The sequence below is a fragment of the Flagellimonas sp. S3867 genome (assembly GCF_014698935.1).
Lineage (GTDB): Bacteria > Bacteroidota > Bacteroidia > Flavobacteriales > Flavobacteriaceae > Flagellimonas.
Genome location: NZ_JACVMN010000002.1, coordinates 1133803 through 1159455, shown reverse-complemented (window position 1 = coordinate 1159455; position 25653 = coordinate 1133803). Strand labels below are relative to the sequence as shown.

Here is a 25653-nt window from a genome sequence, read left to right as displayed (position 1 = left end):
ACAAGTGAGGTGTAAAAAGGTTGCATGTTCACTGTCTTTTTTTGAATTAATTTTTGTGATTGATGGTTAGTTTTTTAGTCCGATAGTATAATCACACCTTTTATACCGTTGATAGCAAAGTCACCTTTTGGTTCTGATCCATAAGTGGCGGAAATATCCCTTATCTTTCTTCCCGCATTGGTCATATCCGTTTTTACATTGGCAAAAGTTTTAGGAACTCGCAACAAACCTTGTTCCAAAGTGGCCTTAAAATCAAAAGAAAGGCCAGAAATGTTCAAATTAATTTCAGAAGATTCCTGAACTATATCTATCTCCGCATCTTGTTTCAATATTTTGTGGATGTCGATTTCAGCAATTCTTAAGGTCAAGAACAACTCAGTGTCCACACTTGAGATATCTGCATTGGAAAATTTAAAATCTCCTCGAAGGCTTCCTACATTTTCCAGGTATACTTCATCTTTGTTGGAATATAGTTCCAATGTCGCGACCTCATCTAGTTTTATCTCACTTCCGTTGCTTATTATTTTCAGCTTTTGCGCTTTATCTATATCAATGGACCCATTGCTCATTTTAATGTTTCCATAGCCCAGGTTGCCACAATTCAATTTCCCAAAACGCATATCGATCTTGGCTGTGGATATTTCCTCGTTAACCCAAAGGTCTCCATGCTGAACGTTGGCATCTAGATCTCCTTTCCAAGCTCCTATGATCACATCACCAAATTTGTTGGTAATGGTAAGTTCTGCGTTTACGGGCATATATATTTCATAGTCAATCTTTATGTTGGATTTATCAAAATCAAAAGGATTCGCCTTGTTAAAGTATCTGCTGAAAACGCTGGAACTCCTTTCTGCTATTTCAGAAGAAATCTTGATAAGATTTCCAGCACGGGTTACTTCAGGTTGAATCCTATCTAAAAGTTTTTTTGCGTTTTCGTCCTTCCTATGGGTTACGGTCATGGAAACTGAAACTTTTAGTTCGTCTCTATCCCAGCCATTTATGGATACGCTACCATATTTGTTTTCAACCTGTACGGCTCCTGTGGCCGGAAGGTCATAGCTCTTATTCCATTGCTTGGAACGTTCGCTCTGGGCGGACACCATCATTGCCAAAAAGCAACTCATCATGGCTAATACTGTGCTTTTATAATATATACCCTTCATAATCCATTTCATTTTTAGAAGCGTTGATTTGTTTGAGTAAATTCTCAATCAATTCAATACGTTTTTTATAATTGTTTACAATGGCTTCCAAAATCAGCTCATTGTCTAAATTGTTTTGCATTTCCAGTTTTAACTGCTCGTATTCTTCATCCAGTTCATCCATAAAGGATAAAAACTCTTCCTTGTCTTCATTGGCTAGGCTGGGATGATTTTTCACCAATTGCACTTGTTGAAAAACCAGGTTTTTATAGTGATGGTCTATTTCGAAGAGTTCTTCATTGGCATAGCCATCCATAGTATTGGAAACGGAATTGTTTATCATTACAAATACCGATAATCCGATCAATAGCACAATGGAGGCGGCTATTCGAAGTTTATGGGATTTCCATAACGGAATTACCTTGACTTTTTCCTCGGTATCCAGTTGTTCGGTAATATTCCCCCAAAGCTTATCCTTGTCCACTTTGTGAACGTCAAAAGCTTGCTTGTTTTCCTTTATATGTTTTTCAAAATTGTCCATTACAGTTCATTTACAATTTGAATCAGTTTTTTCTTTGCTCTATGATATTGTGATTTGGATGTGGAAGTGGAAATTCCCATGATTTTTGCAATTTCCACATGATCATATCCTTCAATCAAATACAATGTGATTATCTGTCTATAACCTTCCGGAAGCTGTCCCAGACCCATTTTTATTTTTTCAATCTCAAACTTTACATCAATTTCCGGTTGGTCATCTTCCAAAGGCTCGCCTTCGTTTTCCAATGAGGACAACAGTAGACGTTTGGCTTTTAAATGGTTGATACTCCTATTGATCACAATCCGCTTCAACCATGCTCCAAAAGTGCTTTCAAACCTAAAGGTGTCCAGTTTTTTGAATGCCTCAACAAAACTCTCCTGCAAAACATCCTCAGCATCCTCACGAATGGTCAACAATCGCATAGCCACATTGAACATAGCATCCACGTACAGCCCATACAACTGGTACTGGGCATTCCTGTTGCCTTCCTTGCTCTGTTCTACCAAAGCTTGATGTGTAAAACGTACGTTTGCTTCCAAAAATCCTGGACGGTTATTCAATGACAGCTAAAAATAATCCTTATTCATCTAATCCAAAGACAAACTAAAAATTGAAGGGTTGCATTTGAAGAAGTTTTTAATGAAAAAACCCTCAATATATATTGAGGGTTTTAAGTTATGGGGTATTTGTGGTTGGTTATTGCAGCTTAACAATGATAAATTCTGATCTTCGGTTGGCATCGTGTTCTTCGGTTGTGCATTGGACCCCATTGCTACAATGGTTCAACAATTGTTTTTCTCCATATCCAATGGCACTTTCAATTCTTCCTGCCTCAATTCCTTGTGAAGCAATGTAATTTCCGGTGGCTTTTGCCCTTTTATCGGAGAGGGTTTCATTATATCGGTCACTTCCTCGAGAGTCGGTATGTGCTTCAATTTTAATGACCATTTTGGGATACTCTTTCATGACCTCAACAATTTTGTTGAGTTCCTGTGCGGCATCAGGTCGAATTTCAGCCTTGTTCAAATCGAAATAGATATTATCAATCTTAATTTTAAGCACTCCATTCTCCCTCACAATAAGTTTGTTGAGTTCTTTGGTTATCTCCATGGGCACGTCATGCACATAATCTTTTGTTTTTGATGTACTAAAACCTGCACCACCTGATTCAAAGCCTTCTTTGCCAATTTTTATGGCATAGGTTGTCTCGCACTCCAGGGGTAAATCGAAAACAAATGCGCCATAAGGGTCTGTGCTGGTTTTTGCCAGCGAATTGCCATCGGAAGAAATAAGTTCGACATTGACGTTTACGATTGGTTGGGCGTTGGCCGTTCTAACCACACTACCTTTTACTGTTTGTTGACAGGTTTCTTCCATTCGTTGGAAAGAATAGATGTCGTCATCTCCTTTACCGCCTTCTCTGTTGGAAGAAAAATATCCTCTTTGTGTTTTTTCGTTAACAATATATGCGAAATCATCACGATTACTGTTTACCGGTTGACCCAGGTTAGCAGGTTCAGAAAATCCATTGCTGCTAATCTCGGTTTCAAATATGTCAAGTCCGCCAAGGCCTAGATGTCCGTCGGAAGCGAAGTAGATTTTTTCATCTGTTACAAAAGGAAACATTTCCCTTCCACTCGTGTTTATGGTAGGACCCATATTTCTGGGTCTGGAGAAACTCCCATCCTTATGTATATCGACTACGAAAATGTCGGTTGACCCTAAACTGCCCGGCATATCGGAAACGAAATATAGTTTGCTGCCATCTGGGTTCAGGGTTGGTTGTCCAACGGAATAATTCTCACTATTGAATGAAACTTCGGTTGCTTCGGTCCACTCTCCCCCTCTTAGTTCGGAGGTATATATTTTTAAATGGTTGGTGCCCTCTTCGTCACTACCCAAGGCTTGGTTGGAGTAATTATTCCTGGTGAAGTAAATTACATTCCCCTCTGGAATAAAAGCAGCAATGGCTTCGTGATAGCGGGAATTCAAAATGGATGAAAACTGGGTTACACTTGCCAAATCGGACCCCAGATTGCTTGTATCTGCCATAAAAAAGTCCAAATAAGGTTGGCGATTCCATTCATAAACCCGGGTTTCCAGGTTTAACGAATCCCTGCTTGATGAGAACACGATCTTATCTTTATAATACATGGTTCCAAAATCGGCCACAGGGGTATTGATAGCCAAATTTGAAATATAGAATTGCGGTTGTCTATTTAAGATCTCATCCAACTTTTCATCATTGTCCTTAAGATGCTCAACTGAAAAACCTTCTTTTTCAAGTCTTGAGGAATAAATCTTCATAATTGCCTTGGCCATGGTATAATTGCCCACACCTTTTAAGGCATGTACGTATCTAAAGATATATTCTGGAGATATCGCATTTTCATATTTTGAGAAAAGTGTGCCATACCATTTTACGGCTTTTTCCATATCGGTATTAAAGAAATAGGCATCTCCTAAACGCTCCAATACCTGTTGGGAATCATCCCCTTTTCGTACAATACTTTCATATTGTTTGGCCGCTCTTACGTACATCAAATTATCAAAATTGATGTCCGCATTCTGGTAGTTAAGCTGAGCGTTGGCAGTAAAAACAACAAATAAAAATGGTGCTACTGCCAGTATGTTTGTTTTTAAATTCTTCATCTTAATAGAATCTTGGGGATTTAAGTCGCTTCTCCACGGTCTTGAACTCGTATCTCAGGAACACTTCGTGGGTGCCACTGGTATAGCTTCTTAGGTCAGATGTGGTGAGGTCATAGGAATAACCTGCACTCAGGTCCGGTGAAATTTGAAGCCCCAACAAAACCGAAAAAGAATCATCCCATCGATAGGCTAATCCAGCCGTAAAGGTTTCTTTCAGCATTGCATTTGCAGATATATCCGCAATTACCGGTGCGCCTGGCACCCATTTCACAAAAAAGGCCGGTTTAAACTTTATATCTGGGGTAAGGTCAATAATTCTTCCACCTATTAAATAGTAATGTAACCGTTCAGCCGCAATTTCTTGCTCTTGTCCATCATAATGATCTTGGGCAAAAAAGTTGGGCACTGCAAGTCCCAAATAACTTTTACCGGTGTGGTAATATACACCTGCGCCGATTGTTGGGAAAAACTTATTTGAAATATTGTTTTGAAATGCTATATCTGGATTCTCGGTCAATCCTTTTGAAAAATCAACATTGAATAATCTTCCTCCTCCTTTAAGTCCAAAAGAGAGCTTCTTGTTGTTATCGTCCAACTTTACGGTATAAGAAAAATTGGCGTCTACAAATGTCTCAGAGGAAGGACCCAAGGCATCATGTGAAAGTACCAATCCGAGTCCAACGTTATTGCCCATTGGACCATCAACGGCCAAGACCTGTGTATTTGGAGCTCCATTGACACCTACCCATTGGGATCGGTGCAGCACCAAAGCGGTCAAATGTCCCTTGGACCCAGCATAGGCTGGATTAACATTAAGGGTATTGTACATATACTGGGTAAATTGTGGGTCTTGCTGTGCAACTCCGCTAAAGGTTAACAGCATTAAGGCCACAAGGCAAGTATATTGTAATTGGTTTTTCATTCGTTTTGTATTTTTCACTGTATTCCTACCCATTGTTCTATCTGTTTATGTACAACCAATCTGTTTTTGGGGCAGAGCCGTTTCCAAGGTCAAGCACATAGTAATAGGTGCCCACGGGTAATTGATCTCCTTTTTGCACTGTGGCACGGCCATTTGAGGTTCCGTCCCAATCGTTATTATAGGAGCGTTGTTCGTATACAATGTTGCCCCATCGGTTATACACCTTGAGCACATTGTTCGGGTATCTGGAAATACAATCTATTTTAAAGCGGTCGTTGACACCATCACCGTTTGGTGAGAACTCGTTATACACTGTCAAACAAGAAGGTTCAACGGCTACCTGGTCTGAGTCGTTGCTTCGGTTTACATCCAATTGATCTACAAAAGCCAAACTTGCTGTATTCAGATAATCATTGATGTCCAATATTTCAACTGTAAGTTGAAGACTTGCTGTTCCCAATGCATCCAAGGAATCTATTTCCCAAAATCCTGAGACTTCGTCATAAGCTCCTACCGAAGCCTGAGAGGTTATCAATCGATATCCGGATGGCAATTGTTCTTCAATACCAATATTGGTGGCAGTAACATTACCTTGATTGGTAAGTGTGATTGTAAAAATCACCTGATCTCCAATATTTGGGGATGTGTTATCCACTGTTTTGGTGACCGCTATATCAGTGGTTTGAGGCATAACAGCAATAACTGCTTCATCGTCATCTGCAAGTCCGTCAGAGAAATCATCTTGATTGATTCCTTGACTCGGGTCACTGTCGGGGTCTGCCAAATCACTTGCCGTAATCGTTGCAACATTCAAATATTCATCGACAGTTCCAGTTGGTACATTTACAGTTGCCAATACCACCAAACTTTCTGTGTTTTGGTTGAATATTGTTCCATTGATGCTCCAAAGTCCGGTGTTTGCATCATAAGTCCCTGCGGTTGTTACATGGGATTGATAGGTATATCCTGATGGTAATAAATCGGTTATCACCACTCCTGTGGCATCACTTATTCCATCGTTTGTTATACTTACAGTAAATTCAATTACGTCTCCAACATTTGGAGTGGAATTGTTAACGGTTTTTGTTAATGAAAGATCAGCTAAACCATTAGGTACGGGTACAACAGTGTCTTGGTCATCTTCGGAACTCAAACGGTTATCCGGTGTTGAATCAGGATCAAACGTATCTAATCGAATCAGCTCGGCAGTGTTGCCATATTCTCCAGAAGCGAGTACGGTAGCAGTAATTGTAAGTATTTCAGACATTCCGTTGGCAATTGTTGGAACCGCCCAAGCTCCTGTAATTTGATCATAGGTGCCCGATGTAACCACAGCCGAAACCAAGCTATATCCAGTGGCTAAAGCATCTTCAATCACCAAACCGGTAGCCACATTGGGCCCTGAATTGGTAACTGTTACAGTAAACACGATTTGCTCACCCACTGAAGGGCTTAAGTTATCTGCCGTTTTTGAAACAGAGATATCAGTTACCGATCTTGGTGTAACCGATTGTTCATCTTGATCATCTTCAGAAAGTATATTGTTCCCGGGTGTTGAATCTGGGTCTAACTGGATAGTGGCTATTACTTCAGCTACGTTGTTATAATCCCCGGAGCTATTCACCTGTGCTGTAATATTTAAAATGGCATTACCTCCGCCGGCAATAATGCCAACATTCCAAAGTCCACTTGCATCACTGTACGTTCCACCTGAATCATCCGATAGGTAAATATAACCTGATGGCAATGCGTCTGAAACCACCACATTGGTCGCATCGCTTGGACCGTCGTTGGTCACCGTAATTGTAAAGGTTACGTTGGAGCCTACATCAGGGAATTCGTTATCCACTGTTTTGTCCAACGCCAAATCTGAGGCTGGAATTGGTGTGGTCCCTGCACTATCCTGGTCATTTTCAAATATGTTGTTGTTATTTGGGGTTGAATTGGGATCCAAGTTACTGGATGAGAAAACTTCGGTGACGTTGAAATAATCTCCTGTAGGATTCACCGTTGCCACAATATTCATGGTCTCTGTGGTTCCATTCGGGATTACTCCGTTCAATTCCCAAATACCTGTTCCCGGGTCATAAACCCCAGCTGTTCTATTGTTGGAGACATAGGTATATCCGGAAGGCAATAAATCTAAAACTTCAACTCCAATAACATCGCTTGGTCCATTGTTTGTAATGCTGATATTGAAAATCACATCTTCCCCAACCAATGGACTCAAAATGTTAACTGATTTACGCAATACAAGGTCTGAAACCAGAACAGGGATCGGTTCAATGGTCTGTTGATCGTCCTCAGTATCATCATTATTGGAAGGTTCCGAATCTACATCAGTTTCCGTCAAACCTGTCAATTCTGCAATATTGGTATAGTCTCCATTAGCCAATACATTGGCAGTTATTACAATATTTTCTAAAGCACCATTCGCAAGGTTTCCAACAGTCCATGAGCCATTTAAAGATTCATAAACTCCGGTAGACGGAACTGCACTTACAAATCCGTAGCCCGCTGCCAATACATCGGTAACCACAACATTGGTCGCGTCATTTGGGCCATCATTTTGAACGGTTATCGTAAATTGGATTGGATCACCCACGTTCGGGGTAAGATCATCTGCTGTTTTTGTAACAGAAATGTCTACAAGCGGTGCCGCATTGATTACCACTTGATCCTGGTCATCTTCTCCGACAACTCCATTGTTTGGAGTGGAATCGCTGTCCGTTTCTCCTTGGGCCGTAATTTCTGCAATATTGGTATAGCTTCCGGTTGGATTTACGGTAGCTGTTATGTTCAAGCTAGCGTTCCCTCCATTAATCAATGCTCCAACATTCCAAATGCCGATTGCGTCATCATAATTTCCACCTCCATCATCTGAAACATAGGTGAATCCTGATGGCAATTGGTCCGTGACTTGAATAGCCGTGGCATCACTTGGTCCAGTATTGGAAACGGTCAAGGTAAACACCACGTTTGTATTGACCACTGGGTTTGCATTGTCTACATTTTTGGTCAACGAAAGGTCTACCAAAGCACTCGGGATAATTGTCACCTCGTCTTGGTCATCTTCTGCAGAAACTCCGTTGCTTGGTGTTGAATCAATATCAAAAGCATCTGAAGCTGTAATCTGAGCGGTATTGACATAGTTCCCTGTTGCATTGACCAATACATCAATGATCAAAGTCTCGGAACCTCCTCCGCTAACAGTTCCAACTTGCCACTCCCCAGTGGTGTCATTATAGACTCCAGCTGTTGCGCTATATAAAACGTAATCAAATCCTGTAGGAAGCAAATCCGTCACTATGACATTGGTTGCATCATTTGGCCCTGTGTTTGAAATGGTAATTTCAAAACTTATTTCATCCCCCACATTTGGGGTAAGATCATTATCAACCACAATTTTGGTCAAAGAAAGATCGGCCTGTTCTGGTGCAGATGTGATTGCATCTTCGTCATCCTCACTTTGGTCGCCATCGTCATTATTGGGTGTGCTATCTGAATCAAATTGATTGCTAAATGTTACTTCGGAAATATGGGTGAATTCACCTAAGGCACCTGTAGGAGTTCCCACTGTTGCATTAAATGTCAGTACGGTTGTATTTGTTCCTACAGGAACCGTAAGACCGGTCCATGTAATAATCCCTGATCCAAAATTGAACGTTCCACCATTGTTTATTCCTACGATTGTTCCAAATCCTACGGGCACCAAGTTTTCAACTGAAACTCCGGTTGCAGCATCTGCCCCTGTATTACTCAAGTTAATAGTAAAAGCGACCACATCACCTACATCAGGTGTGGTATTACTGGCTAAAATATCCAATTCAATATCCGTGACTTGTGGGATAACCACAAAGAAGTCTTCATCGTCTTCGTCTTGATCACCATCGTCATTGCCCGGTGAACTATCTGGATCAAATTGATCTACGGAGGCAATCTCAGCTGTATTCAAATACTCATCGGCTGATCCTGTTGGGGCATTCACGGTCACCTCATAGGAAACTGTTGTGGATCCTACTGGTAAAGTGGCAATATTCCATGTGATGAAGGTTCCTGCAATAGCACTTCCGCCATTATTTACCGTTCCCAAGGTGTATCCTGAAGGAACAATATCTTCCAATACTATATTGGTAGCCGTGCTTGGACCTGCATTGGCCACTGTCAATTCGAACACTACAGTATCTCCGACATTTGGTGTAGTTGATGATGCAACATTGATATCCTTTACCAAACTTAAATCGGAAGCTGTTGGGGTTACGATCTGTGCATCTTCATCATCCTCACTTTGATCGCCATCGTCATTATTGGGTGAGCTGTTGGGGTCAAATTGATCTACAGCGGTTATTTGTACAATATTTTCGTATTCCCCTGGTGCTCCCGTAGGTGCATTTACCGTAGCTTGATAAGTCAAAGTTATTCCTGCCAATGGTACTGAAACCAAATTCCAAATAACTTCGGACCCTCCTAAATTGAAGATTCCACCATTGGAAACACTTCCACCAGCTATAGTATAGCCTGATGGAACTGCATCTTCAATAGCCACATTGGAGGCTACATCCGGTCCAGCGTTGTCCACTTGAACTGTAAAGGTTACCGTATCACCAACATCCGGAGTAGCATTGTCAACTGACTTAATTACCGAAAGGTTGGCCGTTTGAGGGGTAATTGTTAAGCTTGTTTCGTCATCATCGGCAATAGCATCCCCTAAATCATCAGCTCCTGGACCAACAGTTGGATCACTGTCCGGGTCCGTTTGATTACTGGCGGTAATCTGAGCACTATTGGTATATTCTCCTGGTGTACCCGTAGGTGCATTTACATTTGCTTGATAGGTCAGCGCGATATTTCCTCCCGACGGAATGAACAATCCTGACCAGCTAGCTGTATTTCCGCCTGCGGTACCTCCACCATTAACTGTGGTAAGAGTAAACCCTGCAGGAAGGACGTCTTCAACAGAAACTCCAGTCGCATCATTAGGGCCAGCATTGGAAAGTACCAACTCAAACGTGAGTGTCTCCCCAACATTTGGAGTTATGGAGCCAACGATTATATTTTTGGCCATACTCAAATCAGCTTCTTCGGCTACCGTTATAGTCACTGAATCTTCATCATCTTCACTTTGATCTCCATCATCATTGTTGGGCGAGCTGTTGGGATCAAACTGGTCCGAGGTAGTTATTTCTGCAGTATTTACATATTCATTGGGTGTTCCTGTTGGGGCATTTACAGTTACTTCGTAGGATACTGTTGTAGCACCTACTGCTAATGATGCAATATTCCAGCTGATAGTACCCCCAGAATTCGTGCCTCCATTATTAATGGTTCCAATGGTAAATCCAGAAGGGACTACATCTTCTACAGTAATGTTGGTAGCGGTAACAGGTCCGGCATTGGTAACTGTGAGTTCAAAAACTACGGTGTCACCCACATTGGGCGTAAGGCTTGATCCGGCGCTAATATCTTTTGCCAGAGTTAAATCTGCAATGGTTACCGTTACCTCAGCGGTATCTTGATCATCTTCTCCGGCCAAACCGTTATTGACTGTAGAATCAATATCAAAAATATCATTTGCAGTTATTTCAGCGGTATTGACATAATTTCCAGATGCGTTTACCGTAGCATCGAACGTTAAACTTTGCGTGTTACCATTGGTAACGGACAGGTTGGACCACGTAATGGACAAATCTCCTGCATTGTAAACACCTCCATTGCTAACTGTTCCCGGAACCAAGGTATATCCTGTAGGGATAACATCCCGGACTGTAACTCCGGTTGCATCCGAAGAAGTTGATGCATCGTTGTTAAAAACATCTATTGTGAACGTGATTGTGTCGCCAGGGTTTGCAGAAGTTGGAAGTACGGATTTTGTCAATTCCAAATCAATTCCAAGTAAGGACACGTCTACCGTATCAAAAACATCAGCACATGTGCCATTGGATATTCTCCACTCAAAAACATAGGTTCCATTGGTTGCGCCGAAAACCTCTGTATTCGGGTCATTTTCGTTTACAAATCCAGCGGTTGTTGGACCTGAAATTTGAGACCAAGTGCCTAGTCCAGCGGTTGCCGGAATAGCAGCTAGGGTTACAGAAGAAAATTGGTCCAAGTTTTGGTCGGGGCCAGCATCTGCACTTCCAGGATCGGCATAATTAACCAATTCCATAATATCAACGAAAGTACAACCACCATTTACAACGGTCCATGTAAATTCGTATGTGCCCGGTTCTAAAGTATCTATAAGTGTCGTTTCGGTATTTGGTGCGACAATATTTGCGGGTGTTCCGGGAGTTCCTCCAACACCAGGACCTGCGGTCTGGGTCCAGGTTCCTGTTCCCACAACAATTGCAGTTGCTGCCATATTGGTCTGTGTAGCGGCACACAATTCTTGATCTGTACCCGCATCTGCACTAGAAGGTGCATCGGCCGGAAAAGTAATATCTATGGTGTCGGATGTTGGATCGCAGGCAGAGGGACTATCCACAAAAGCTACGCCGTTATGTGCTACTGTCCATGTTAGGGTATAGATTCCTGTTGTTGTAATGTTGGATATAGTTGTTGTAGGGGAATTTGGATTGTCAATTACTGCAGCACCTCCAGAAGGGTCAACAGTAAAGGTCCATGTTCCTGTTCCTGAAGTAGGAGGAACTGCATTCATTTGTGCATCCAATTGACAAGCATTTAGCTGATCCGGACCGGCATCTGCGGCGGATGGTGCCTCGTATACTTCTATACGGACTACATCTGATGTGGTAAAACAGAATCCCGATTCAAAATTCCACTCTAAAATATAGGTTCCGGGTACAGTCAATCCAGTTATTGTAGAAAGAGGATCATTTACATTAGTAATTACTGCCGTGCTTCCTGCTGGTTGTTCTGTAAAACTCCATGTAGCTTCATCTACATCATCTGGTGGGGTATTCCCCGCCAAAGTAGTTTGGTTGGGCACTACCAAATCTCCCAAACATAATAATTGGTCTGGTCCTGCATCTGGTAAAACAGTTGGTAATCCACTCGATTCTACCTGTACTTCATCTGAGGTATTTCCACAGCCTGTAGCACCAGGATAATTTGTAGTGAATTGAAATCTGTACACTCTTCCCAATTCAATATTACTTACTTCAGCAACATTGCTATCCACCGGATTTTGGGAAATTGTGGCAGGAGCCCCCGGAAGGCCTCCAACACCAGGACCAAAGGTTTGTACCCAAGTACCGGTTGAACCAAAGGTGGCTTCCAGCAAGAAATTTTGAACTTGACACAACTCTAAATCTGGACCTGCATCCGCTGGAACAAAAACATCTACGGTTTTGTCGGCAAAGCTAACTGGGCAATTGGTATCCCCAGCAATGGTCCATCTAAAGGTATAGGTCCCTGAAACCATTCCTGTAACGGAGGCATTAGGGTCATTTATATCTGAAAAAGTCGGTGTATTTGGTGCTCCCGAAAGAAGCGTCCAGTAACCGGTCTCTATATTGCTGTTAAAAACGTTTCCATCCAACACAATTGAAGTTGAAGAACATATGGTCTCCGCAGGGGTTGTAACAACCGCCGTTGTTGGAGGAATCCCAACATTCAAAGTTACTTGGTCAGTATCTGAGGAACAAGAGCCGTTGTTTGCTGTCCATTCGAAAACATATTGCCCTGAAAAGTTGAATGTAATTTGGGCTGTTTGACTGGTGTTATCATCAATAGTAAATCCACCTGGGCCAGAAATTTGGTTCCAGGCACCACTGCTCCCTACGGATCCGGTCGCATCCATGGTAAAAATAGATTGACAGGCTGTTTGATCGAGTCCCGCATCTGCCACAGCATTTGGGCCAACCGTTATTTCCGCTTCATCGGAAGTAGATTGGCAACCAGGAGCAATTTTAGATATGGTCCAAGTAAGCATGTAGCTCTGTTCTATGGTGATAGTAACATTGGTATCAAATTGATTGGGATCATTGAATGTTATTCCGGTGGCTGGGTCAGCAGTCCATGTTCCAATTTCGTCCACAGCAGGTTGATTTCCAGCCAAAGTTCCAGAGGAAGTACCTGTGGTTAAGCATTGGTCCGGGCCTGCATCGGCCAGTTGAGGTCCTTGCGTTGCATTTGTAGTAATGGTAACGGTATCTGTTCCAGGGTTTGGGCAGGTCGGGTCGCCCGGGTTATCAATTGTCCAAAGGAAAATATAAGTCTCGTTGGGATCGTTTAATCCTGAAACCAAGGTTTTAGGATCATTTGCATCTGCAAAAACGATGGTTGCTCCCACCGGAGCGGTGTCCACTGTCCATGTTCCTTCCAAATTGGTTGATGGTGGTGCGTTGGCATCCAACTGCGTTGGTGCTCCAAAGCAAATATTTTGATCCAACCCTGCATCTGTGGCCACTGGAGCATCTGAAGACACTACAACCTCCACGGTATCCTCCATTGAAGGAGCACAGGCACTTCCTCCGGATACTCCATACTGGAACACATAGGTTCCAGGAATTAAATTGGAAACATTTGTGGTAGTTGTATAGGGTGTTGCAATTGTAGCTGTATTTGGTCCGCTGATCTGCGACCAAAGTGAACTTCCTACAGTTACCGTGTTCCCGGTAATATCCGTACTGGTCACATTACAGGCCAAATTCTGATCCGTACCTGCATTGGATGCCGTCGGGGTCAGAGCAACGGTTACGTTTATGGCATCGGTTGCCACATCGCATCCTGTTTGTATGGTTCCGCTAAGCGCTCTTCTAAATAATATGGTATATGTTCCTTCAACATCAAAATCAATGTTCAAAGGTGTACCTCCAGTATTTGTAAACGTGCCCGGGTTCACCAAAGCTGAACCGCTTGGACCATTAATAATGCTGTATGTATTGGTTCCATTCCCTGTAGTGGTAAATGGAATATCAACACTTGTTACTCCACACGTTGCAACAATATCGCTGCCTCCGTTTGCCGAAATGGAAACAGGGTTGGTAGAATATCGAACGGTTGCCGTTGCGGAATCGTTACAAAGTGTTGTTGAATTTTCTATGGTATAGGTGAAGTTATAGGTACTACTTCCATCTAATCCCGTTATTTGGGTCGTTGGAGAATTAGGGTTTAAAATACTTGCTCCGCCAGGACCGGACGTTTGGGTCCAAGTAACCGTTTCTCCTGTAAACAGAGGTAGTGAACCTTCAAGTGTTACTGTGGTAATGCTTGCATCACAAAAACGAATATTGTCATCTTGGATTGAGGCCGTAGAAATGTCCTGTGTGGCAGCCGCCACATTGATTGTTACTGTATCTTCTCCAGTTGCACATGGTCCACTTACCGACCACCTAAAAACATAAGAACCTTCAACAAGGTTTGAAACGTTGGTGTTATTGTTGTTGGCATTCGAGATTGTAGGAGTATTGGGCCCGCTTACGAATGACCATGTACCTACCTGACCATTAATATTATTACCACCAAAACTGGCAGCCATCGAAGTGGACTGGGTTACTGTATAGCAATTGTCCAGATTCTGGTCTGGGCCGGCATCAATTACCGAAACTCCTCCGTAGTTGGTAACGGTTATCGTGTCGCTTGACTCACAAAATTGTCCAGGAGCATAATCAGGTCCCGTAATTGTCCATTGCAATGTGGTTACTCCTGCATTTCCCTCGACCAATGTCAAACTAGTCGTTGGGGAACTCGGCGAGTTTATGGTAACTCCAGCATTATTATTTCCAACAATGCTCCATTGTCCTGTTTCACCCCCATTGAGTGGTGTATTTGCATTGGTAATGATTGTTCCCGAATTATCTGGACATGAAGCGATATCACTTCCCGCATCGGCAACGGTGATTGGTTGAACGGTAATGTTTACATCTTGAAATTGTGTAGTTCCATCAGTACATACAGCGGTTAATCGAAATGTGTAGGTATTCCCACCAACAAGGCCATTAATTCCAGTTGTAAGGTTGGAAACATCATCTATTATTACCGACGGACCACCCACTTGAGACCAAGTAGGTCCGCTTTGAACCAAACCTGCCGAGGATCCCGATAAATTGAAAATTCCAACATTTTCACACACAGTTTCTGGTATCCCCGCATTAATGGAACAATTTTGGGCATGGCCCATTTGGATCATTCCAAGCAAAAACAAAAAAGACAGCAGAAAATTACTCTTCTTCAGGCGGGTTATCAGTGCAATCATAGTTTAGTAATGAGGTTGTTTTTCCTTGTAGGATTATTCAAACATATCTACAACAATCCGTTAAAAGGAAAATATGTTGTATTTCATCGATCATTTGTTGTGAAACATCGGATAAACGATGAAAGCATTTTCATTACTAGGCCCATTTTTACCAATAAACAGTAAGATTCCTTAATCAGTGTCTATTTATTTTATTTGAAAATAGTTGATTATTAAGGGGTTAACTTAGAAACACAGCAAGCGAAGATTGTTAATATCCACACCTATTCTTAACCTAAAAAATGATGTGAAATATTACAGCTAAAAAAAGTGATGGGAACATTGATCTACTTGTAAGAAAACATGTAAAAACAGATAAAGATCAATTGGATATTGTGCTGTGCTTGCAAGTGAATCTGAAAAGTAAAGTCCTAGGTTTTCATTTTCCCTTATTTGATTCAAAATCCAATAGTTTTTGCTTTAACGACACAATTTCGTTTTCCAGATTTTGAATATGACCTTCTCGTTCTTCATTCATTTTAGAAATATCCTCATAAGTATATCGTGGTGTAATATGCTGGGGGCAATTCCAATCAAAGGCCTTTATATGGAACACAAAAATCCGCTCAGCTTTATAGTTGTAATCTAGTTCCAATGTCTCCGCCAGTTCTTTGTTTTCATCCAGTGAAACAGTTTCAGCTTCGGCATAGATCTTTAATCGCGCACGATTGACATAATCCATAAAAATCAGCGATACTTTATTATGCGTTTGAACATTTCCTGTGGAGATGTATTGTTTGTTACCCGTAAAATCAAGAAACGCCAATGTTTTAACATCGATCATTTTTAAAAAGCCTTTGGGTCCACCCCTATGCTGAATATAGGGAAACCCATTTTCTCCGTAGGAGGCCATATAAAAACTATCCCGCTCTTTGATAAAACTCATCTCCCTAAAAGACAGACCATCAGGCAATTCCATACGTTCCATGCGCTCGTAGGAATGTCTACTGCCCTGTTCTTCTTGAAGTTTTTTAATCGTATCTGTAAAAGCTAATTTTGAATAGTTCATTTTATTCTTCTTCTAAATGAATACTGCGTACCGGCGCACCCCAACCCTTCGGGGCATTTTCAGTTACCAACAGATTATACGTGCTATTTGCACCACCCAATTCCATTGACTTCTCTTTGTAGACCACTGTGCCAATGCCATGAAACCTAATGGCATAACTACACATAACACAGGGCTCCTTGGTGGTATAGAGTGTGGCATTTGACATGTCTTTCCCCAATATTTTCCTTGCCGCCCGGACAACTTCCATTTCGGCATGACAGCTAATATCTTGTTTGGTCGCAACAGCCTCCTCTGCCTCGGCGACAATTTTATTATCAACAACAATCAGACTCCCCACCGCACTGTTTCCTTTAGCCATGGCTTGACTTGCCAGTTCTTCACACCGAGTCATAAAATATTGAGCGTTCTCCATGATATCCCCTTAGCCAATAAAACAGCAAAAACCTTACAAAAATGTCATCCAGATTTAATGGGATCAATAAACGTAAAAACCAATATCATGGATATTGGTTTTTACAGGATTTGAACGCTGAGGCTCATCCAACAAAAAACGATGATGGGTTTCATAACAGCTTGGCTTAGCTCCTTAAAACTAGAGCTTTAATCAGCGCGATAGATATGACTGACAATTGACAAATGGTTTTTAAATAGCTTCAATTTTAGAATTCAAAACTGCAAAATAAGCTATTCGAAAAAAAGTTGTATGTTTGTACTATATGTATAGTACATTAAAACAATGATTACTTTTAAATTAGATCCTAAGACCGGAATACCATTTTATCGCCAAATCATCGATCAGATAAAATTTGGCATTGCTTTCGGAAACCTAAAAACTGGAGAACAATTACCCACGGTAAGGTCTCTGGCGGTTGAGTTGAAAGTAAATCTAAATACGGTTGCCAAGGCCTATAAAGAATTGGAAATTCAAAATATTCTAGAGACACAACAAGGTACCGGAACTTTCATAAATGAAGCAAAAATCCAAATATCGGACAAGGAGAAGAGAAATAAACTAAATGAGATATGTAATGAATTTTCCACTATCGCATTTAGCTATGGATTTTCAGTAAACGACATAATTAATCAACTTAAAACTCAGAATTAAGATGAAAACTTCTATTAAAAAAATTGGGAATCCCATTTCCACAGCTATTATAGTATTTGCGATAGCACTTTGCGCCGGACTGTATTATTTTGATATACTAGATTTGATAGCGGCTTCTCTTTTATTGTTGCTTTCTCTCTTTTTTGCAAAGTCAATCCATATTGCTGACCAATGGGAAAAAGCAGTGGTTCTCAGAATGGGAAAATTCATAGGTTTAAGAGGCCCTGGGATATTTTTAATAATCCCAATAATTGATCAAATAGACAAATATGTCGACCAGCGTGTTCGCGTCACGGATTTTAAAGCAGAGCAAACTTTGACCAGGGATACGGTTCCAGTTAATGTTGATGCCGTGGTGTATTGGACTGTTTGGGATGTGGAGAAAGCAGCTTTAGAAGTACAGGAATACGAGAAGGCCATTTTCTATATCGCACAGACCGGGCTTCGCGATATAATTGGAAAACATGAGTTGGCTGATATTCTTCAAGACAGAGACAAAATAGCCGAAGATCTCCAAAAAGTGCTTGATCACAACACTAATCCTTGGGGCATAACATGCCAAAACGTAGGCATAAAAGACATCATTATCCCACAAGCATTGGCCGATGCAATGAGCAAAGAAGCACAGGCCGAACGGGAACGTAGGGCGAGAGTTATTTTAGGGACAGCCGAAACAGAAATAGCACATAAGTTTTCCGAAGCAAGTGAACAGTATAGTGAAAATCCTGTAGCCTTGCACCTCCGGGGTATGAACATGTTATTTGAAGGTCTAAAAGAAAAAGGATCTATGGTAATCGTTCCAAGTTCAGCCTTGGATTCGATGAATTTAGGAGCAATTGGTGGTTTAGTTTCTCTATCCAAAGCAAATGAATCGACCAAATCATAGCACTAATTCTTAAGATTAGAATCAAACAATTCAAAACTGTTGTGCCAAATAAAAAAGCCGAGACATAAAATCTCGGCTTTTTCTTTAAGTACTCGAGGTGGGAATCGAACCCACACTCCAAAGGAACTGGATTTTGAATCCAGCGCGTCTACCAGTTCCGCCACTCGAGCATTAATTTTCAAAAAGGACTGCAAAGCTAAAAAAATATTTTGTTTACCACCAAAAATACCTTCATTAATCCTTGAGCAACCCGAATTAATTTTTAAATTTGCACCTCTTTTAAGAAAAAGCACTTTAATAAGCTAGTTAACAAGAGATTGCAATGTCATACCAAGTTCCAGAACCTAAAATTTTCGCTTGTACCCAAAGTACAGTGCTTGGTGAGAAAATTGCAGCCTCCTACGGCGCTGACCTAGGAAAGGTAATTTTTTCCAGATATAGTGATGGTGAGTTTCAACCTTCTTTCGAAGAATCAATAAGGGGTACCCGTATTTTTATCATTGGCTCAACCAATCCTAGTTCAGAAAATTTAATGGAAATGTTGTTGATGTTGGATGCTGCCAAAAGAGCTTCTGCAAGACACATTACCGCTGTAATACCCTATTTTGGATGGGCCAGACAGGATAGAAAAGATAAACCACGTGTTCCCATTGCGGCCAAATTGGTAGCAAAAATGTTGGAAACTGCTGGTGCAACTCGAATTATTACCATGGATTTGCATGCAGATCAGATTCAAGGATTTTTTGAAAAACCTGTAGACCATCTTTTTGCCTCAACTTTGTTTTTACCTTACCTAAAGAACCTTAATCTAGACAATCTCTGCATAGCTTCTCCAGATATGGGTGGTTCCAAAAGGGCATATGCATATTCCAAAGCTTTGGAAAGTGACGTGGTCATTTGCTATAAGCAACGTGCCAAGGCCAATGTAATATCCCATATGGAATTGATCGGTGAAGTTAAAGGTAAAAATGTTGTTTTGGTAGATGATATGGTGGATACCGCCGGCACACTAACCAAAGCCGCAGACCTTATGATGGAGCGAGGAGCGCTTAGTGTCCGAGCCATTACCACTCATGGGTTATTGTCTGGGAATGCCTATGAAAGAATAGAAAATTCAAAATTATCAGAGCTTATCGTTACGGATTCTATTCCTGTTGAAGTGGATAAGAAAAAAATTAAGGTATTGGGTTGTGCAGACCTATTTGCAGATGTTATGCACAGGGTTCACCACAATACTTCTATTTCATCAAAATTTTTAATGTAAATCAATTTATATATATAATGAAATCAATTACTATCAAAGGATCTCAAAGAGAAAGCGTGGGCAAGGCATCGACCAAAGCCTTACGTAATGCTGGAAAGGTTCCTTGCGTGTTGTACGGAGGGGATAAACCATTTCACTTTTCAGCTAATGAATTAGCATTCAGAAATTTGGTGTACACTCCTAACGCACACACTGTTGTGATTGAGTTGGAAGATGGCCAAAAGTTGAAAGCGGTATTACAGGATATCCAATTCCATCCTGTAACCGATAAAATTCTTCACATAGATTTTTATCAATTGTTCAACGACAAGCCTGTAACCATGAATATTCCAATCCGTCTCGAAGGAAATTCTCCAGGTGTAAAAAACGGTGGTCGTTTGCTTTTCAGAAAAAGAAAACTTTCCATAAAGGCTTTACCAGATTTATTACCTGATTTTATCACTATTGATATATCTCAACTAAAAATTGGTGGAACCATTCCTGTGGAAACGCTTTTAAATGATGATTATACCATTCTTCACCCAGACAGCACAGCGGTAGTTCAGGTTAAGGCCTCTAGAACATCTGTTGATGATGAGGAAGAAGAAGAGGAAGAAACTGAAGGAGCAGAAGGAACTGAAGCAGCAGCAGAAGGAGCGGCGGCTGAAGGAGGCGCAGAAGCACCAGCAGCAGAAGCCAAAGAATAGTTTCAAAACACTATATCAAAGCATCCCGATTTTACATACGTGTAAAGTTTTGGGATGCTTTTGTATTTTTGAACAAATGGAGATCTTCCCATGTTCCAATTTATCAAAGCACTTTTTGGCAGACCACAGTACATTTTACAAGAAACTGACAGTATGAAAAAATTCCTCATCATCGGACTTGGAAATATTGGATCTGAGTACGAAGAAACAAGACATAATATTGGATTCAAGGTTTTGGATTTTCTTTCCGAAAAGGAAACTGCTTCATTTGAAAGTGCAAAGTTGGGAGCGATCATAACTTTTAAGCATAAAGGAAGAAGTGTGTTGTGCCTAAAACCTTCCACATATATGAACCTAAGCGGTAAAGCAGTTAAATATTGGATGGAGAAAGAGAAAATTCCTTTGGAAAATGTGTTGGTAATTACTGATGACATCAATTTACCCTTTGGAACGCTGCGTCTAAAGACGAAAGGGAGTGATGGGGGTCATAATGGTTTAAAGGATATTCAAAATACACTCCAAACTGTCCAATACAATCGTTTAAGATTTGGAGTGGGGGCAGAATTCTCAAAAGGCAGGCAAATAGATTATGTACTTGGAAAATGGAATGAGGATGAAATTAGCGCTTTGCCGGAACGATTGCAGAAATCCGTGGACCTTATCAGGTCATTTATCTTTTCCGGCGTAAAAAACACCATGAACCAGTTTAACGGCACCTAGTTTTAAAATACCCTAAACTCAAAAACACCCGAATCTGAATTATTCCCTTCGGCATCAGTGGTGATAACTTTCCAATAGTAAATCATTCCAGATTCAACGCCTACGCTTAGTTCCATGGTATTTGCAGCAGTTGTTCCCACAGAAGTAGTTGGCGGGTTGCTTGTTGAAAAGAAAACCTCAAACCCAGTAATATCATTCTCCACATCTGCGCCAAGCCAGACCAACATCACCTCATTATCAATATTTTTTTGCACCGTTGATCCCGAAACCGGACTAACCAATTGTGCAGGAAATGGCGCATAGGTAGTTTGTGAGCCAGCATTGTAAAACAACCATGTTTCACTGGTTGCAACCTGATCTGACTTCGAATTCAAAGAAGTTACCGACCAGGAATAGGGTGCCCCTTTAACAATGGATAAACTAGCAGAATTCGCTGCGGTTGAAATGGTCTGAGGAATATTGGTTTCCAAATTTACAACACTCAAGGTATAGCTATCGGTATTGGCAGAAGTCTGCCATTGAAAAGTGACCTGGCTCAGGGTTTCATTAACGCTGATTCCGGTTGTACATTCCGAATTCTGGTCTGGAAAGACCAAATTGGTTCCTCCTGGTGCCGGTGGTGGATCATCACTACCACAAGACCATAGTATAACAAGTAATCCCAAACTTTGAAAAATCCGCTTCATTCTTTAATCAATTTAAACTCCTCATATATTTCCGAACCTTGAATTCTCATAAAATAAATTCCGGTCTGCAATCCTGAAAAATCCATTTCAAGTTCATTTCCTTCCATCCTTCTTCTCGTTTTCATCACCATTTGTCCATTGGCAGAGAACACTTGAATATCCAAATCTCCAACAAAACCATTGAGAAACACTCTTGTATCTGCACCTACTGGATTTCGATACAAAATTGGTTTGGAAGAAATAAAGAAAGTATCCTCAAAAGAACCTTGACAACTGAGGTTGGTAAACACTTTGAGCGTATTTAATCCTTCTTTTAACTCTAGTTGAATTTCCGAATCTATCGTCTGCGTGACCAATCCATTCAACTCAACATTATATAATGAACCGCCCTCCATGGTCAAGCTCAACACATTCTCGTCAACGGTGGCGAAGGTAGAAAGCAAAGCTGGCTCCTCTATCACAACATTAAAACACACTTCTTGATAGGTAATGGAACCATCGGTGCCGGTGATACAGAGTGAGTAATTTCCCGCATTTAGATTTTGAAAGGTATGCGCATCTGTAAAATCCATGTTCAGGTCAGCACTCCCACCGCTCAAAACCGCAGTATAGGTAATAGAGGTATCCGAAGCAGTTATACCCACCGAACCATCGTTATTGTTTCTGCACGATTCACTTTGGATCTGCACGGTAAAATTATCAGAGGCAAATCTGTTTACGGGACAGCCATTTGTATCAACTTCCACTCCTTTTGGGGTCCCCAAACAAAGATCATCGCCATCGTCAAACACTCCGTCCTCATCATCATCTGGGCGGAAAGCTCCTTCGGCACATACTTCCAGTGAAAAAGCAACCAGCGAACCGCCATCATTTGCAAAAGTATCTCTAATTTCCAATGTCCATTCGCCCAATGTAGTTTCGCCATTTAAAGAGGACAAGGACCCTAGCGGAGCAACAGTCCCTGAAATAGCAGGATTGCCTCCACACACCAAAGCGGTTCCAGCATCATCGAAAACGGCATTCATATTGTTCGCATCTCCACAAGCATTGGAAATCAAGGTGACACGTGTGCCTGATGGTGAGATAAGATCTATGATCAAATCCTCAAGAAAGGTATGGGTAAGTTCAATGCTGACATTGACATCGGAAACTTGTAAATCTTCAAAAATTTGGACAGCAGATGTAACCGTGGGGGTTCCCAAGGCTGTTATTTCCAAAGGAAGACCACTCGGATTCAAATTTTTGCAGTCAACTTGATTGGTCGTAAAACTAAATGGTGTTCCGAATGTACCAGTTCCACAATTGTTGCTAGGTCTTACCCTCCAAAAGTATTCGGTTTCTTCGCTTAGGCTGGTTGTCTGGTAAAAATTAAAAGGTCCAGAGGCAGATTCCACAAGACTTGAAAAGCCAACATCCGTAGCAATTTCAACATCATAATTGGAGTACAACTCATTGTTCTCCCATTGTAACAAAGGGTGAACAGCAGTGTTCGCTTCAGTATCTATAGGTGAAGTAAGTACCACGTCAACAAAATTACCGTCGTTTATCACCAGCGTCAAGGGAACATTTTTTGTGATCGAGGTAGAAGTCGCAGTTACCGTAACTGCATAGGTTCCCGGCGTGGTCGCATTGGTATTTGAAATAGTTAAATTAACCGCGGTATCATCAGTACTTGCCTGAGTAGGCGAAAAAGATTCAGTTACTCCTGCGGGCAATCCTGTAACCGAGAAGGTAGAAGTTTCGCTAAAACCTCCAAAAGTTTCATAAACAAATGGAATAACACTGTTGCTTGGCTGGCAAACTTGATATGATAAATTTTGAAAATTCAGCACAATCGGTGACTCCTGAATTGTAAAGTCCGCAGCATTTACCGAAAAGAAGACATTATCGCTCGCTTTGATCATGATGCGGGCAGTGGTGGTCGCATCACCAGGAATCAATATTTCTTCACTCCCATCGTTCAGGGTGTCATCAGCAAGCGTTATGGGAAAGGTGTTGCCACCATCCAAAGACAATAGTATATCAACATTTTTGGCATCTATTGGCAACAAATTGGTATTGGCAACATCCCAAGTGACCTCTTGCGTGGAACCACCTTCGTAAACCACATTTGTAGCTTGTGATGTTACAGAGAAGGGACCTGCCGATTTCAATACTTGTACATCAAGAATATCCGAAACCACCTGCCCCCCTCCGGCGGCATTGTCCCTTACGGTGAGGGCAAACTTCATATTACGTTCTATATTGGATACGGTTTCCCAAGCATCATTTGTCTGTGGCATCGTTTGGGTAAGATTTCCCTGAACTACCCTTGATAGTCTTGGAAAATATCTTGTTGGGTCTGTTGTTGGAGGCAATGATCTAAAATTAGCCCCACTTGGATTATCTGGCCCAAAATTATTTGTTGTGACCACCCCATCATCGATTTGTTCCCATGCATAGGTAAGCACATCACCTAGGTCACTGTCCGTTGCCGACCCTTCCAGCATAAATGCTGTTCCTTTTGGAATGGTATAATCCCCCATTGGTGTAACTACAGGTGGAATATTGGTCAATGCAGTTGTTTGAGCACATGAAACGGTCTGCAAATAATTCGAAATTTGAACGATGCTGTGATAGTGGAAATAATCGTCCCCGTTGGGAGCCACATTGTTTCCCGGAACAATTCCTGCATAACCCATAATTGTGGTCCCACTTGCAGGTTCAGCTTGTACACCGGTTCCTTCAGATTCGAAGGACCATGTGTGGTTGGCTCCAAATTGGTGACCCAATTCATGTGAAACAAAATCAAGATCAAAAACATCACCCTGTGGCTCAAACGCAGCAGAAAACGCACTCCCTTTTCTATTGTCAACACAAACAGCTCCAATAAAACCAGCATTTCCATTGTTCTGAGCAACCGATGCTACTTTGTTGAAAAGGTGTCCTACATCATAATTGGCTTCTCCAATAGTAGAGGTCAAAGTGCTTTGTACTTGAGCATTTAAGTTTCCATTATATGGATCCGTTGCTGCATTAGTAAAAATAACCTGATCATTGTTTGCGACCAATTCCATAGTCACGCCTAAATCAGTCTCAAAAACCTCATTAATTCTAGTAAGGGTAGCATTTATTGCAGCTAGGGCATCGGCCACAGTACCTCCATGAAATTGGGCATATTCACCGGTTGTTGAAACAGCTATGCGATATTTCCGAAGTAATTGATCCCCAACCAAGGGCACAATGGTCTTTCCCGTACTTTGGTTTAATTTCTTTTCAAGAGTTTGTTGTAGTTTTTCCGTACCACATTCAAATCCAATTTTGGTCTGTTCCTTTTTATTGTAAATAACATAGGTTCCCTTTTTATTTAACAAAGGTTCCATAAATGTAGTTTCACTACCTTCCAAATCCACAATCATACTTTGCAGTCCTTTATGGGAACTACTAAGTTTCACTCTATATTTTCCGTCTAAACTTTGCCCTGTAAAGGATTTTATATTAGGGTATTTCTTGGCAAGTTCTGGATGAAGCACCGATGTCTCCGTTAATTGAAAAGCAATCACTTTGCCGTTACCAGATGGAAGATAGATTGTGTGCATACCTCCTTTAGCGATATTTGAAGCCTTAAGTTCTTTGGAAAAAAGACTGTCATCCAAGGAGAAAACTGCGCCACCCTTATCCATATCCTTGACCGAAATACTCTTGAAATTTGATTTTTTCGGTATAGATTGCCAGTATCCTTGTTGCGCGTATGTACAAAAGCAGGCAAAAAATATGGTTATTGAAAAAACAAGATGTAATTTAGCTTTCATACGCATGGGGCATAAGTCAAATTCAAAAATAGCCTTTTTTATTTTCTT

General features: G+C 41.2%; 15 protein-coding genes and 1 tRNA gene. 5 read left to right on the top strand and 11 right to left on the bottom strand.

The window, feature by feature from the left end; all coding sequences use genetic code 11:
* Positions 1 to 74: 74 nt before the first annotated feature.
* From IAG46_RS12950 to IAG46_RS12915, 8 genes are all read right to left on the bottom strand, one after another.
* The gene (locus tag IAG46_RS12950; RefSeq protein ID WP_190810767.1) at positions 75 to 1163 is read right to left on the bottom strand and encodes a hypothetical protein; all 1089 of its coding nucleotides are present in this window, start codon (positions 1161 to 1163) and stop codon (positions 75 to 77) included.
* Entirely contained in the window at positions 1144 to 1683 is a 540-nt protein-coding gene (locus tag IAG46_RS12945) for a hypothetical protein (protein ID WP_190810766.1), read from the bottom strand. The genes IAG46_RS12950 and IAG46_RS12945 overlap by 20 nt, the downstream gene beginning before the upstream one ends.
* Positions 1683 to 2222, bottom strand: a complete 540-nt coding sequence (locus IAG46_RS12940) for an RNA polymerase sigma factor (protein WP_190810765.1) — start codon at positions 2220 to 2222, stop codon at positions 1683 to 1685. The genes IAG46_RS12945 and IAG46_RS12940 overlap by 1 nt, the downstream gene beginning before the upstream one ends.
* Before the next feature lie 157 nt (positions 2223 to 2379).
* On the bottom strand, positions 2380 to 4335 hold the full coding sequence (locus IAG46_RS12935; RefSeq protein ID WP_190810764.1) for an OmpA family protein: 1956 nt from the start codon (positions 4333 to 4335) through the stop codon (positions 2380 to 2382).
* Between the two features lies 1 nt (position 4336).
* The gene (locus IAG46_RS12930) at positions 4337 to 5257 is read right to left on the bottom strand and encodes a type IX secretion system membrane protein PorP/SprF (protein ID WP_223826676.1); all 921 of its coding nucleotides are present in this window, start codon (positions 5255 to 5257) and stop codon (positions 4337 to 4339) included.
* A 37-nt stretch (positions 5258 to 5294) separates the two neighbouring features.
* On the bottom strand, positions 5295 to 15416 hold the full coding sequence (locus IAG46_RS12925; RefSeq protein ID WP_190810762.1) for a gliding motility-associated C-terminal domain-containing protein: 10122 nt from the start codon (positions 15414 to 15416) through the stop codon (positions 5295 to 5297).
* Positions 15417 to 15834: 418 nt separating this feature from the next.
* Positions 15835 to 16464 (bottom strand): pyridoxamine 5'-phosphate oxidase family protein, encoded by a 630-nt coding sequence (locus IAG46_RS12920; protein ID WP_190810761.1) that lies wholly within the window; start codon positions 16462 to 16464, stop codon positions 15835 to 15837.
* Position 16465: 1 nt separating this feature from the next.
* Positions 16466 to 16879, bottom strand: coding sequence for a nucleoside deaminase (locus IAG46_RS12915; protein WP_190810760.1), 414 nt, complete (start codon positions 16877 to 16879; stop codon positions 16466 to 16468).
* 324 nt (positions 16880 to 17203) lie between these two features.
* On the opposite strand from IAG46_RS12915, the gene IAG46_RS12910 reads away from it, so the two are divergent.
* Together IAG46_RS12910 and IAG46_RS12905 are read left to right on the top strand one after the other, a co-directional pair.
* Positions 17204 to 17572 carry a GntR family transcriptional regulator gene (locus IAG46_RS12910; RefSeq protein WP_190810759.1) on the top strand — a complete coding sequence of 123 codons (369 nt, stop codon included), beginning with the start codon at positions 17204 to 17206 and terminating at the stop codon, positions 17570 to 17572.
* A gap of 1 nt (position 17573) precedes the next feature.
* Complete coding sequence (locus IAG46_RS12905; RefSeq protein ID WP_190810758.1) at positions 17574 to 18458, top strand: slipin family protein; 885 nt, start codon at positions 17574 to 17576, stop codon at positions 18456 to 18458.
* Positions 18459 to 18547: 89 nt separating this feature from the next.
* On the opposite strand, the gene IAG46_RS12900 is transcribed toward IAG46_RS12905, so the two are convergent.
* Positions 18548 to 18628: transfer RNA gene (locus IAG46_RS12900), tRNA-Leu, on the bottom strand.
* A gap of 152 nt (positions 18629 to 18780) precedes the next feature.
* Here IAG46_RS12900 and IAG46_RS12895 point away from each other — a divergent pair.
* The 3 genes from IAG46_RS12895 (at position 18781) to pth (ending at position 21128) form a co-directional block, all read left to right on the top strand.
* Positions 18781 to 19722 (top strand): ribose-phosphate pyrophosphokinase, encoded by a 942-nt coding sequence (locus IAG46_RS12895; protein ID WP_190810757.1) that lies wholly within the window; start codon positions 18781 to 18783, stop codon positions 19720 to 19722.
* A 17-nt stretch (positions 19723 to 19739) separates the two neighbouring features.
* The gene (locus IAG46_RS12890) at positions 19740 to 20408 is read left to right on the top strand and encodes a 50S ribosomal protein L25/general stress protein Ctc (RefSeq protein WP_190810756.1); all 669 of its coding nucleotides are present in this window, start codon (positions 19740 to 19742) and stop codon (positions 20406 to 20408) included.
* Between the two features lie 90 nt (positions 20409 to 20498).
* Positions 20499 to 21128 (top strand): aminoacyl-tRNA hydrolase, encoded by a 630-nt coding sequence (gene pth, locus IAG46_RS12885; protein WP_190810755.1) that lies wholly within the window; start codon positions 20499 to 20501, stop codon positions 21126 to 21128.
* A gap of 2 nt (positions 21129 to 21130) precedes the next feature.
* Here the strand turns inward: pth and IAG46_RS12880 are convergent, their stop codons facing one another.
* Together IAG46_RS12880 and IAG46_RS12875 are read right to left on the bottom strand one after the other, a co-directional pair.
* Positions 21131 to 21814 carry a hypothetical protein gene (locus IAG46_RS12880; protein WP_190810754.1) on the bottom strand — a complete coding sequence of 228 codons (684 nt, stop codon included), beginning with the start codon at positions 21812 to 21814 and terminating at the stop codon, positions 21131 to 21133.
* Positions 21811 to 25605: a reprolysin-like metallopeptidase gene (locus IAG46_RS12875; RefSeq protein WP_190810753.1), complete on the bottom strand. Its 3795-nt coding sequence runs from the start codon at positions 25603 to 25605 to the stop codon at positions 21811 to 21813. Before IAG46_RS12875 ends, IAG46_RS12880 begins: the two co-directional genes overlap by 4 nt.
* Between the last annotated feature and the right edge of the window lie 48 nt (positions 25606 to 25653).